Source organism: Enterobacter sp. AC1 (assembly GCF_050434705.1).
Lineage (GTDB): Bacteria > Pseudomonadota > Gammaproteobacteria > Enterobacterales > Enterobacteriaceae > Enterobacter > Enterobacter cloacae_L.
The window spans coordinates 717,481-729,863 of record NZ_JBNDIZ010000002.1 but is presented as its reverse complement, the minus strand read 5'-3'; the positions used below and the strand labels follow the sequence as shown (position 1 = coordinate 729,863).

General features: G+C 54.4%; 10 protein-coding genes. 3 read left to right on the top strand and 7 right to left on the bottom strand.

The window, feature by feature from the left end:
* Positions 1 to 187 precede the first annotated feature (187 nt).
* Complete coding sequence (ompA, locus tag M2433_RS08260; RefSeq protein WP_123138579.1) at positions 188 to 1,243, top strand: porin OmpA; 1,056 nt, start codon at positions 188 to 190, stop codon at positions 1,241 to 1,243.
* Positions 1,244 to 1,306: 63 nt separating this feature from the next.
* Here ompA and matP read toward each other — a convergent pair whose 3' ends face one another.
* The gene (gene matP, locus M2433_RS08255; protein WP_008499929.1) at positions 1,307 to 1,759 is read right to left on the bottom strand and encodes a macrodomain Ter protein MatP; all 453 of its coding nucleotides are present in this window, start codon (positions 1,757 to 1,759) and stop codon (positions 1,307 to 1,309) included.
* Between the two features lie 186 nt (positions 1,760 to 1,945).
* Between matP and M2433_RS08250 the strand changes: the two genes are divergently transcribed.
* Positions 1,946 to 3,706, top strand: a complete 1,761-nt coding sequence (locus M2433_RS08250) for an AAA family ATPase (protein ID WP_429053182.1) — start codon at positions 1,946 to 1,948, stop codon at positions 3,704 to 3,706.
* Between the two features lie 68 nt (positions 3,707 to 3,774).
* A complete protein-coding gene (fabA, locus tag M2433_RS08245) occupies positions 3,775 to 4,293 on the top strand; it encodes a 3-hydroxyacyl-[acyl-carrier-protein] dehydratase FabA (protein ID WP_047347377.1) in 519 nt (172 codons plus the stop codon).
* A gap of 70 nt (positions 4,294 to 4,363) precedes the next feature.
* Here fabA and rmf read toward each other — a convergent pair whose 3' ends face one another.
* The 6 genes from rmf to rlmKL form a co-directional block, all read right to left on the bottom strand.
* A complete protein-coding gene (gene rmf, locus M2433_RS08240) occupies positions 4,364 to 4,531 on the bottom strand; it encodes a ribosome modulation factor (protein ID WP_013097261.1) in 168 nt (55 codons plus the stop codon).
* 256 nt (positions 4,532 to 4,787) lie between these two features.
* The gene (pqiC, locus tag M2433_RS08235; protein WP_429053183.1) at positions 4,788 to 5,354 is read right to left on the bottom strand and encodes a membrane integrity-associated transporter subunit PqiC; all 567 of its coding nucleotides are present in this window, start codon (positions 5,352 to 5,354) and stop codon (positions 4,788 to 4,790) included.
* The gene (gene pqiB / locus M2433_RS08230) at positions 5,351 to 6,991 is read right to left on the bottom strand and encodes an intermembrane transport protein PqiB (RefSeq protein WP_429053184.1); all 1,641 of its coding nucleotides are present in this window, start codon (positions 6,989 to 6,991) and stop codon (positions 5,351 to 5,353) included. Before pqiB ends, pqiC begins: the two co-directional genes overlap by 4 nt.
* Before the next feature lie 4 nt (positions 6,992 to 6,995).
* Entirely contained in the window at positions 6,996 to 8,249 is a 1,254-nt protein-coding gene (pqiA, locus tag M2433_RS08225) for a membrane integrity-associated transporter subunit PqiA (protein ID WP_429053185.1), read from the bottom strand.
* Positions 8,250 to 8,262: 13 nt separating this feature from the next.
* Entirely contained in the window at positions 8,263 to 10,170 is a 1,908-nt protein-coding gene (locus tag M2433_RS08220; protein WP_429053186.1) for an ABC transporter ATP-binding protein, read from the bottom strand.
* Positions 10,171 to 10,182: 12 nt separating this feature from the next.
* Positions 10,183 to 12,291, bottom strand: a complete 2,109-nt coding sequence (gene rlmKL / locus M2433_RS08215) for a bifunctional 23S rRNA (guanine(2069)-N(7))-methyltransferase RlmK/23S rRNA (guanine(2445)-N(2))-methyltransferase RlmL (RefSeq protein WP_059310398.1) — start codon at positions 12,289 to 12,291, stop codon at positions 10,183 to 10,185.
* Between the last annotated feature and the right edge of the window lie 92 nt (positions 12,292 to 12,383).

Sequence of the window (12,383 nt, the reverse complement as noted above, 5' to 3'; positions counted from 1 at the left end):
ATGCCTGACGGACTTCACACTTGTAAGTTTTCAGCTACGTTGTAGACTTTACATCGCCAGGGGTGCTCGGCCTAAGCCGAAGATATCGGTAGATTTATATTTGACCACGCCCCCCGGTGAAGGATTTAACCGTGATTCTCTCTTGAGACTTTCATGGCGAATTTTGGATGATAACGAGGCGCAAAAAATGAAAAAGACAGCTATCGCGATTGCAGTGGCACTGGCTGGCTTCGCTACCGTAGCGCAGGCCGCTCCGAAAGATAATACCTGGTATGCAGGTGGTAAACTGGGCTGGTCTCAGTTCCACGACACCGGCTGGTACAACAGCGCAAACAACAATGATGGCCCGACTCACGAGAGCCAGCTTGGTGCAGGTGCGTTCGGTGGCTATCAGGTTAACCCGTATGTTGGTTTTGAAATGGGTTACGACTGGTTAGGTCGTATGCCATACAAAGGCGACACCGTAAACGGCGCTTTCAAAGCACAGGGCGTTCAGCTGACCGCTAAACTGGGTTACCCAGTAACTGACGATCTGGACGTGTACACCCGTCTGGGCGGCATGGTATGGCGCGCTGACTCCAGCAACAGCAACGCTGGCGACGACCATGACACCGGTGTTTCCCCAGTATTCGCTGGTGGCGTTGAGTGGGCTATGACCCGTGACATCGCTACCCGTCTGGAATACCAGTGGGTTAACAACATTGGTGACGGTGCTACCGTTGGCGTTCGTCCAGACAACGGCATGCTGAGCGTAGGTGTTTCCTACCGTTTCGGCCAGCAGGAAGATGCAGCACCAGTTGTTGCTCCAGCGCCGGCTCCAGCTCCAGAAGTACAGACCAAGCACTTCACTCTGAAGTCTGACGTTCTGTTCAACTTCAACAAAGCTACTCTGAAACCAGAAGGCCAGCAGGCACTGGATCAGCTGTACACCCAGCTGAGCAACCTGGATCCTAAAGACGGTTCTGTAGTGGTTCTGGGCTTCACCGACCGTATCGGTTCTGACGCTTACAACCAGAAACTGTCTGAGAAACGTGCTCAGTCTGTTGTTGATTACCTGATCTCTAAAGGTATCCCAGCTAACAAGATCTCCCCACGTGGTATGGGCGAATCTAACCCAGTTACTGGCAACACCTGTGACAACGTGAAAGCTCGCGCTGCACTGATCGACTGCCTGGCTCCAGATCGTCGCGTAGAGATCGAAGTTAAAGGCATCAAAGACGTTGTAACTCAGCCAGCGGCATAAGTTATCGTCTTATAAAAAAACCCCGCAATGCGGGGTTTTTTATTGTCTGAAGAAAATAAAAATCTACTTTTTACCCAACAGAGCCTGAAGATCGTTCTTCAGTGTCGACATCTGGTTGGCGTACTTCTCTTTATGTTCGGCATCCTCAATCAACTGCACGATAGTTTCAGACAGCGTTTTGCCACGGCGTTGCGCCAGCCCCGCCAGGCGTTGCCAGACAACGAACTCCAGATCGATTGATTTTTTGCGCGTGTGCTGATGCTCAGCGTTAAAATGCCGTTTGCGTCGCGCGCGGATAGTTTGCTTCATCCGGTTTAACAGCGCTGGATTGATGTGTTTTTCAATCCAGCCGTTAACCTGTACCGGTTCATTTTCGAGGGTCAGCAAAATATCCACGGCCTCTTGCGCAGCGCTGGCTTCGATGTAGCAGGTGATCAGCTCCCCTTCACGGTGCTTTTTGACCAGGTACTTCCATTTCCAGCCGCTTTCGAGATTTTCCAGTTGTTGATATTTCATTGCGATCTCAGTGTTACCACGTAACTCTGTTCAGAATATCAGTTTTTTAGCAATCTGCTGAAAAGAAATCATATCCTGTGGGTGAATGCAGCCAATCCCCCTCTTGAAATCCCCAATCCTGCTTGGGTAGAGCCCCCCGCTTACGGTATACTCCACGCTTTTACATCTGACTAAAAAACATCAACTTTGACCATTACGAAACTTGCATGGCGTGACCTTGTTCCGGATACCGAAAGTTATCAGGAACTGTTTGCACAGCCAGATCTCGCAAAAGAAAACGAATTCATCCTTAGCGATACGCAGCCACGTTTGCATTATGCGCTGGAGCAGGTGTTAAGCCCGTGGGCAACAGCGCCCTTCATGCTGCTCAAAGCCCCGGAAGAAGCGGAATACCTGACGCTGCTTGGGAACGCCGTGCGCCAGCTGCAGCCGGAATCGAACGCAGTCTATGGCGGCCAATATCGTATCGCGGGACATGATGTCACTTTCGAACCATCCGCTCAGGCTGATGGCCGTTTTGCCGCTAAGGGCGAGGTGATTACCGCTAACTGGGTCGAGGCTGAACAACTCTTTGGTTGCCTGCGCCAGTTTAACGGCGAACTGTCGCTGCAGCCGGGGCTGGTACATCGTGCAAATGGCGGTGTCCTCATCATTTCATTGCGCACTCTGCTCTCGCAGCCGCTGCTGTGGATGCGTCTGAAAACCATCGTACACCAGCAGCGTTTTGACTGGGTCGGCTACGATGAGTCTCGTCCTCTGCCTGTCTCTGTTCCGTCTATGCCGCTGTCGCTGACCGTCGTGTTGACAGGTGACCGTGAATCTCTGGCGGACTTCCAGGAAATGGAGCCGGAGCTGGCTGAGCAGGCGGTGTATAGCGAATACGAAGACAACATCCAGATTGCCGATGCCGACGATATGGCGCAGTGGTGCCAGTGGGTGATGGCCGTTGCTGAACGTTTTGCATTGCCAACGCCAGCGGCTGACGCCTGGCCCGGCTTGATTCGCGAAGCGGTGCGCTATACCGGTGACCAGGAAACGCTGCCACTCTGCCCGCTCTGGATTGGCAAACAGCTGCGTGAAGTGGGCGTTATCAGCGGTAACGGTGCTTTCAGCGGAGAACAGCTCACCCAGATGCTGGCTCAGCGAGAGTGGCGAGAAGGCTATCTTGCTGACCGAATGCAGGATGAAATTCTGCTGGAACAAATTCTGGTAGAAACCGAAGGCGAACGTGTGGGGCAGATCAACGCCCTGTCGGTGATTGAATTTCCTGGCCATCCGCGCGCGTTCGGGGAACCGTCCCGAATCAGCTGCGTTGTACATATTGGCGACGGTGAGTTCACCGATATCGAACGGAAAGCCGAGCTGGGCGGAAACATTCATGCGAAAGGCATGATGATCATGCAGGCGTTTTTGATGTCAGAGCTGCAGCTCGAGCAACAGATCCCCTTCTCTGCCTCGCTGACGTTTGAGCAGTCCTACAGCGAAGTGGATGGCGATAGCGCCTCTATGGCAGAGCTGTGCGCCTTAATCAGCGCCCTGGCGGAAGTGCCGATCAATCAGAACATCGCCATCACCGGTTCGGTGGATCAATTCGGTCGTGCTCAGCCAGTAGGTGGCCTCAACGAAAAAATTGAAGGTTTCTTCTCCATCTGTCAGCAGCGCGGTTTAAACGGCAAGCAGGGTGTAATCATTCCTGCTCCCAACGCACGCCATTTAAGCCTTAGCCAGGATATTCTGGATGCCGTTGAACAGGAACAATTCGCCATCTGGGCCATCGAAGGAATTGAGGATGCACTACCCTTACTGACAAACCTGGTATGGGATGGCGAAGGGCAGACCACCCTGATGCAGACTATCCAGGAGCGAATTGCTCAGGCGACGCAGCAGGATGCTCGTCATCGTTATCCATGGCCGTTACGCTGGTTGGGCTGGTTCAGTTCGAACTGATCGGACTTGTTCAGCGTACACGTGTTAGCTATCCTGCGTCCTTCACTAAAATAAGGCTTATTGAGAACATGGTAGATAAACGCGAATCCTATACAAAAGAAGATCTTCTTGCCTCTGGTCGCGGTGAACTGTTTGGCGCTAATGGCCCTCAGTTACCGGCCCCGAACATGCTGATGATGGACCGTGTCGTGAAAATGACCGAAACCGGCGGCAACTTCGATAAGGGTTACGTAGAAGCAGAACTCGATATTAACCCGGACCTGTGGTTCTTCGGTTGCCACTTTATTGGCGATCCGGTAATGCCTGGCTGTCTGGGCCTCGATGCAATGTGGCAGCTGGTTGGCTTCTATCTGGGCTGGCTGGGTGGTGAAGGTAAAGGTCGCGCGCTGGGCGTGGGCGAAGTGAAATTCACCGGCCAGGTTCTGCCTACAGCGAAGAAAGTGACCTATCGTATTCACTTCAAGCGCATCGTTAACCGCCGTCTGATTATGGGCCTGGCGGATGGCGAAGTGCTGGTAGATGGTCGTCTGATCTATAGCGCGAGCGACCTGAAAGTGGGTCTGTTCCAGGACACTTCCGCGTTCTGATACTGCTTTCGAGACCCCGGAAAGGCGAAACCTCCGCAATGCGGAGGTTTCTTTTTTTAAAGAGACGTTATCAGGCTATGAGTGCCCTGTCGCCGATGGCTTCTCGCCAGCCTCCAAGCCATTGTGACCTTTGATTTATCGTCTGATAAGGACACATTTCTTTAGAACGTCCAGCGATGCCGGCCTGATAACCACGTTGATGAGCCCGTTCCAGGCGATCTCGTTTCTGTCTCTTCATGCCTCGTTTCCCTCATTCTTTTGTCTGGTGGAAAGAAAACAGTGTCTGCACTAAATGCACAGGCACAGATAACGAATACCCCGAATTAGTCGCATCGTCAATGTTCAAAATTCATACGGGTGTCATATTTGTGAGCTAGCCGGAAGATCATTTGTACAAAAATTGTGATGCGGCACAAGTAACGAACTGAAGTGAAAACGAAAAAAAAACCGCAATCAGCGACAGTCCAATTGCGGTTTTTGATGATGAATTTTACTTATGGCAGCCGGGAAATTTCCCTTGCGATACTGGCCGACTCCTGTGCCCAACCCTGAGCCAGCACTTTCACCATTTCGTCATAGCCATCTTTCTGCTGTTTGAGTTCCAGATGGAAAGGACGCTTAATCAGCTGTCCCTGATGATTCAGCAACCACTCTCCGCTGATCACCACCGCACCGTCATAGCGGCCGTGGAAGCCCGTTACCGTGACGTTCAGCGTATCCTGATCGTTGCCCAGCGGCTGCGAAGCGACAACCCAACCCGGAAGCTGGCTGCCCAGATTGGCCACCAGCGTGTTGCGCAGCTGCTGATCCAGCGGGCTGGCCCACAGATTGTTCGTCGCAATCACGTATTTAACGTCGCTGGTCTGATAGACCACACCGTTTCCTGCCAGATAATCCGGCACGGCAACCTGTTCAACCCACAGCTGACGGTTTCCCTGGCTGGCCGTGCTTTGTCCACTGCTCTGGGTAGCCACGGGCAGCTGATAGTAGCTCTTGTTATCTACACCTGAACTGCACGCCGTTAACAGCAGAGCGCCAACCATCACTAGCCATTTATTCATTCTTTTGCCCTCTTCGGCTCAGGATCCTTTTTATCTTTCGCTTCGAACACCAGCGCGTTGCTCTTCTCGTTGAGCGTTTTAAGAACTGGCTGCAGTTCACGCAAGACCTGATCGAGACGCTGCATATCCGCCACCATCTTGTTGTATGCCGCTGAGCCTGGCTGGAAGCCTTGCATACTGCGGTTCAGTTCACGCAGCGTTTTCTGCATGTCCTGCGGCAGCTGCTGCATACTCTGGCTTGCCGTGATCTTGTTGATGTTATCCAGCGTGGTTTGCAGACGGCGCATCGTTGCCTGGCTTTCGCTCAGCGAGTTCGTCGCTGCTTCAATCATCGGATTCAGTGGCAGATTGTTAATCTTATCCAGTGTTTCCATCAGACGCTGCTGGATCTGGGCCAGACCACTGCTCACCGTTGGGATAATTTTGTAACCACCAAATTCACGGATACCGGTAATCGGCGGCGCTTTTGGATAGAAGTCCATATCCACATACAGCGCACCGGTCACCAGGTTGCCAGTTTTCAGCGACCCGCGCAGCCCGCGTTCCATCAGTTGGGTGATATGGGTGGCAATATCCTGATTTTCGCCAATCTGATTAAGCAGACGCTCCGGCTCAATACGGATCAGTACCGGAATGCGGTAATCATCATCCAGCACCTGTTGAAGCCCCGGAACGAAGAACGGAACTTGTCCAACCGTACCGAGACGAATGCCGCGGAACTCAACGGGCGCCCCCGGCTGCAGGCCGCGAACCGAGTCTTTAAAGAACATCAGGAAATCAACGTGATCGGTATAGAGCGCATCCTGAATGCTTCGCTGATCGTCAAACAGGCGGAAAGCGGTGTTCTCAGCAACCGGCTGCCCCAGATCCAGTCCTTCCGGCACGTCAAAGCTGACGCCGCCGCCAAACAGCGTGGTCAGCGAGCCCATTTCAACGCGCATGCCTGCCGAGGTCAGATCCACCGCAATACCGCTATCTTTCCAGAAACGGACGTTGCTGGTGACCAGGCGATCGTTTGGCGCATTAATGAAGAGCTGATAGCTGATCGCACGTTTCTGCGGATCGAACGTGCTTTTCTCAACCGATCCGACGCGGTAGCCGCGGAACAGAACCGGATCCCCCGCCGTGAGCTGGCCCGCTTTTTTGCTGTCGAGGATCACGCGGATACCCTTAGCGTCAGGCGGTGCGAGCGGCGGTGAATCCAGAAGCTGGTATTTAGCTGGCTGGTTACCCTTAGCGCCTGGCTGCAGCTCAATGTAGGCGCCCGACAGCAGCGTCCCTAAGCCGCTAATCCCTTCGCGCCCTACCTGCGGTTTAACCACCCAGAAAACCGAGTCGCCGTGCAGCAGTTTTTCCATGCCGGCATTAAGGCGCGCCTTAATCTCCACATGGGTTAAATCGTCGGTCAGGGTTGCGCTTTCGACCACGCCCACATCCACGCTACGGCTTTTGATGGTCGTTTTACCGCCCTCAATCCCCTCGGCATTGGTGGTAATAAGCGTGACTTCCGGTCCCTGATGGCTGTAGTGATAAAACAGGATCCATGCACCAATCAGCGCCGTCACGATGGGGAAAATCCACACCGGTGACCAGTTCTTGACCTTCTGCACTTTCGCCTCTCCACTCTTATTTTCCATGCTCTTACTCTTCCTCATGGCTTGATTCAGGCTCTCGATCCCACGATAAACGAGGGTCGAAGGTCATGGCCGCAAACATGGTCATAATCACGACCAGCGCAAACATTAAAGCCCCCATCGCGGGATAAATACTCATTAAACCGCCCATCCGCACCAGCGCAGAGAGAACGGCAATAACAAACACGTCAATCATTGACCAGCGTCCGACAAACTCGACAACTTCATAAATCAGGTGCATGCGTTCGCTGTCGCGTTTTCCGTGGCCTTTCGCATCCCAACAGAGCCAGGCGATCGCGATCATTTTTAAGGTTGGCACCATAATACTGGCGATGAAAATCACGCCGGCGACCGGATAGGATCCCTCGCCCCACAGCAGTATCACCCCGGCGAGGATCGTCGAGGGCATTTTGTCGCCGAGCAGATCGGTAATCATGATCGGCAAAATATTGGCCGGCAAATACAGCATGATGGACGTGACCAGCAGCGCCATGGTCCACTGCAGACTATTTTTACGGCGCACGTGACCTTTGGTTTCGCAGCGCGGACACACGTCGAGATCGGCAGGCAGCACGGCAGTACAGCACGGGCAGGAGCGCAGTCCCTGACGAATACCCGGTACGCCGACTTTCACCGTTTGCGAAAGCGTGGGAGCCGGGGCGATATCGTCCCACAGCCAGCGCCGGTCCACGCACTGGAATGCACGCAGCTGGAGGACACAGTACAAACACCAGGGAATAAAGCTACTGCCGATCCCCACGTCACCGTACGCCATCAGCTTCACGAAGCTGACCAGAATACCCGCCAGGAAAATCTCGGCCATCCCCCAGCTTTTGAGCTGAAAAAGGATACGCGCGAGTTTGATTTTGAGTGACGACGGCATCCTGACGCGGTTTACCAGCATCAGGATAACGACCAGGCAAAAAGCCGGGACTATCTGGACGAAGAGCAGAAAAAAGGTGCCAAGGCTGGCGTAATCTTCTGAGAACATCACGCCCGGGATTTCGAGCAAATCGACCTGGCTGGTCATTCCTCCCACCTTCATATAGATGAACGGGAAGAGGTTGGAGAGCAGCAGCATGAATAATGCTGCCAGAGCGTAAGCAGTGGGACGCTGCCTCGGCACGTCCCACTCGGTTGTCAACGTTGCGCCGCAACGTGGGCACAGGGCTTTATGTCCGTGACCAAGCTCTGGCAACGCCACGAGCATATCGCATTGCGAGCATAATATATGCCTGTCGGCATGGTGCTGGTCACACATATTTTATCCCTGCTTATGCGCCGTTTTTCAGAGACTCAAGGTACTCCCAGCGCTCAAAGGCTTCCTCCAGGGCTTTTTCAGCCGCGGACAGTTCAGCCAGTACTTTTTGAGTATAGTCATGCGATTGGGTAAAGAATGACGCATCGGCAACCTGTTTTTGCAGGTCCTCAAGCGCCGCCTCCAGCTCTTCAAGACGCTGCGGTAGCCCCTCCAGTTCGCGCTGCAGGTTATAGCTTAGTTTAGCCGATGTTTTCTTGACAGTTTCTGCTTTTGTTACAGCAGGTTCGGAACTTATTTTGGACTTTGACTGTTTCTGCGCCAGAGACTGCGACTGCTGCCCTTTTGCATCGTGATAACCGCCCACGTATTGGCCAATTCTGCCCTCACCTTCGAAGATCCAGCACTCGGTCACGGTGTTATCAACGAACTGGCGATCGTGGCTGACCAGCATCACGGTCCCCTGATAACCGTCAATCAGCTCTTCCAGCAGTTCCAGCGTTTCGACATCCAGGTCGTTCGTTGGTTCATCGAGGATCAGCAGGTTGCTTGGCTTCAGGAACAGACGCGCCAGAAGAAGACGATTTCGCTCACCGCCTGACAGCGCGCGCACCGGCGTCATTGCACGTTTCGGATGGAACAGGAAGTCCTGAAGATAGCCCAGCACATGGCGAGGCTTACCGTTTACCATGACCTCCTGCTTACCTTCGGCGAGGTTATCCATCACCGTTCTGTCCGGATCCAGCTCCGCACGGTGCTGATCGAAGTAGGCCACTTCGAGTTTCGTGCCGCAGTGAATGCGCCCGCTGTCGGCCTGAAGCTGGCCGAGCATCAGCTTCAACAGCGTGGTTTTACCGCAGCCGTTCGGGCCAATCAGAGCGATTTTGTCTCCGCGCTGGACCTGTGCCGAGAAGTCTTGCACCAGCACTTTGCCGTCAACCTGGTAGTTAACGTTTTCCATTTCGAAGACAATCTTGCCGGAGCGGGAGGCTTCTTCAACCTGCATTTTGGCGCTGCCCATCACTTCACGGCGTTCGCTACGCTCGCGGCGCATTGCCTTCAGGGCACGCACGCGTCCTTCGTTACGGGTGCGACGGGCTTTGATGCCCTGGCGGATCCAGACCTCTTCCTGCGCCAGCTTGCGGTCGAATTCCGCATTCTGCAGCTCTTCCACGCGCAGGTTTTCTTCTTTCTCCAGCAGATACGTATCGTAATCGCCAGGATAGGTGACCAACTTACCGCGATCGAGATCGACAATGCGCGTCGCCATGTTGCGAATAAACGAACGGTCGTGAGAGATAAAGATGATGGTGCCGCTGAAGGTTTTCAGGAACCCTTCCAGCCAGTCAATCGCTTCGATATCCAGGTGGTTCGTCGGTTCGTCGAGCAGCAGCACTTTCGGCCCGCTGACCAGCGCGCGGCCCAGGGCCGCTTTACGCAACCAGCCGCCGGAGAGCGCGGACAGTTCCATATCCGGTTCCAGACCGAGCTGCGCCAGCACTTCATTAATGCGGTTTTCAAGTTGCCACAGACCGTGGTGATCGAGCATCTCCTGCACTTTCGCCAGTTCGTTAAGGTTCTTGTCGCTCGGGTCAGTCATCACCAGATGCGAAATCTCGTGATAGCGCTTCAGGTATTCGGCCTGCTCAGAGATACCTTCCGCCACGAAATCGTACACGCTGCCGGTCACGTGACGCGGAGGATCCTGCTGCAAACGGGAGACAATCAGATCCTGCTCGTAAACAATACGCCCGTCATCCAGGCCCTGTTCGCGGTTGAGGATCTTCATCAGCGTCGATTTACCCGCGCCATTACGGCCTACCAGACAAACGCGCTCGTTATCTTCGATATGCAGCTCTGCATTATCGAGAAGCGGTGAGTCGCTGAAAGAGAGCCACGCGCCGTGCATACTAATTAAAGACATTTATTTTTCCTTTCAGACCGCGGTAATCAACCAGCAGTTATGAATTTGACGGTTACGGGCAAAGTCCTGAGACAGCGTTTTTTGGCTGATTTCTTGTGCTTTCAGTCCCAGGGCGGCTAAGCCGTCATGATCCATACGGAAACCGCGTTTGTTGTTCGAGAACATAATGGTGCCGCCTTTACGCAGCAGGCGCTTCAGGTCGGTCATCAGGCGCAGGTGATCGCGCTGCACATCAAAGCTGTCTTCCATACGCTTGGAGTTAGAGAAGGTCGGCGGATCGATAAAGATCAGATCGAACTGCTCGTCGGTATCACGCAGCCAGCCCAGCACGTCGGCCTGCATCAGACGATGCTGACGCCCGGTTAAGCCGTTAAGGCGCAGGTTGCGCTCCGCCCACTCCAGATAGGTGCGGGACATATCCACCGTGGTGGTGCTCCGCGCCCCGCCCAGACCCGCATGCACGCTGGCGCTGCCGGTATAGGAGAACAGGTTGAGGAAGTCTTTGCCCTTGCTCATTTGGCCGAGCATGCGGCGAGCAATACGGTGGTCGAGGAACAGGCCGGTATCAAGGTAGTCGGTCAGGTTTACCCACAGGCGGGCGTTGTATTCGCCCACTTCGATAAAGTCACCCTTCTCGCCCATCTTCTGATACTGATTTTTCCCTTTCTGACGCTCGCGGGTTTTCAATACCAGCTTGTTTGGCGCGATACCGAGTACGGCGATGGTCGCCGCAATGACGTCCAGCATGCGCTGACGCGCTTTTTGCGCATCAATGGTTTTCGGCGGGGCATATTCCTGGATCACTACCCAGTCCGCATAGCGGTCAACCGCCACGTTGTACTCCGGCAGGTCAGCATCGTACAGGCGATAGCATTCAATTCCTTCCTGCTTCGCCCATTTCTCATATTTCTTCAGGTTCTTGCGAAGACGGTTGGCGTAATCTTCCGCCACGCCAGATGGCTTGCTGTCCGCCGCTTTCTCCGCCAGATGGTAGTTTTTCTGCACGCAGTCCAGCGGGCCATTTTTCGCCTTAAACTGGCGATCGGCACGCAGCTGCAGGCAGCTCAACAGTTCCGGTGAGGCGCTAAACAGGGAAAGATTCCACCCGCCGAAATAGTCTTTCATGTTGCGGCCCAGCAGGCTGTGCAGGGCAATCAGCGCAGGCTCGCTGTCCAGACGCTCGCCGTATGGCGGGTTGCTGATCACGGTACCGTACGGGCCTTTTGGCAGCGGGTTGGTCAGATTCGCCACGTCTTTCACCTCGAAGGTGACCAGCTCGCCGATGCCCGCACGGCGGGCGTTGCTGCGCGCGCGTTCAATCACGCGAGGGTCGCTGTCCGAGCCGTAAAAATGGGAGGTGTACTCCGCCAGGCCTTTACGCGCGCGGGTCTGCGCATCGTCTTTGACCTCTTTCCAGAGTGCTTCATCGTGCTGCGCCCAACCTTTGAAGCCCCAGTGCCCGCGGTGCAGCCCCGGCGCGCGGTCGGTGGCGAGCATGGCCGCTTCGATCAGCAAGGTACCGGAACCACACATTGGGTCGAGCAGCGGCGTGCCCGGCTGCCAGCCGGAGCGCATCACAATGGCGGCGGCCAGGGTTTCTTTGATTGGCGCCATACCGGTGCGATCGCGGTAGCCGCGCAGGTGCAGACCCGCTCCGCTCAGATCGAGGGAAATACTCGCGGTATCGCCGTTGAGCCAGACGTTGATACGCAGATCGGGATTTTCACGATCGACGTTTGGCCGTTCTTTATTTTTACGGGTAAAGCAGTCCACAATGGCGTCTTTGACGCGCAGGGCGCCGTACTGGCTGTTGCGGATCTCATCGTTCACGCCGTTGAAATGCACCGCAAAGGTGGCATTCGGGGTGAAGATCTCTGTCCAGTCGATCATCTGTACGCCGGTATACAGGTCAAGGTCGCTATAGACCTTGCATTCCTTCATCGGCAGCATGATGCGCGACGCCAGACGGCTCCACATCAGGCTCTGGTAAATAAGCCGCGTGTCGCCCTCAAAATGGACACCACCCTGAACTACCTGGCACTCTTGCGCGCCCAGGGCTTCCAGTTCAGTTTTTAACAGCTCTTCCAGCCCACGGGCCGTACTGGCAAACAGAGAATTCATATCGTCACTTTTACTCTTAGAAAATTGTCGCGCATTATAGCTAATATGGCGTGTATGTCATAAAGTTGAAGGCTTATTTTCATTCGAGGGAC

Excerpts from the sequence above, each read along its gene's own strand:
- ompA (WP_123138579.1), top strand. The coding sequence starts at position 188 with ATGAAAAAGACAGCTATCGCGATTGCAGTGGCACTGGCTGGCTTCGCT.
- matP (WP_008499929.1), bottom strand. The coding sequence starts at position 1,759 with ATGAAATATCAACAACTGGAAAATCTCGAAAGCGGCTGGAAATGGAAG.
- fabA (WP_047347377.1), top strand. The coding sequence starts at position 3,775 with ATGGTAGATAAACGCGAATCCTATACAAAAGAAGATCTTCTTGCCTCT.
- rmf (WP_013097261.1), bottom strand. The coding sequence starts at position 4,531 with ATGAAGAGACAGAAACGAGATCGCCTGGAACGGGCTCATCAACGTGGT.
- pqiC (WP_429053183.1), bottom strand. The coding sequence starts at position 5,354 with ATGAATAAATGGCTAGTGATGGTTGGCGCTCTGCTGTTAACGGCGTGC.
- pqiB (WP_429053184.1), bottom strand. The coding sequence starts at position 6,991 with ATGGAAAATAAGAGTGGAGAGGCGAAAGTGCAGAAGGTCAAGAACTGG.
- pqiA (WP_429053185.1), bottom strand. The coding sequence starts at position 8,249 with ATGTGTGACCAGCACCATGCCGACAGGCATATATTATGCTCGCAATGC.
- M2433_RS08220 (WP_429053186.1), bottom strand. The coding sequence starts at position 10,170 with ATGTCTTTAATTAGTATGCACGGCGCGTGGCTCTCTTTCAGCGACTCA.
- rlmKL (WP_059310398.1), bottom strand. The coding sequence starts at position 12,291 with ATGAATTCTCTGTTTGCCAGTACGGCCCGTGGGCTGGAAGAGCTGTTA.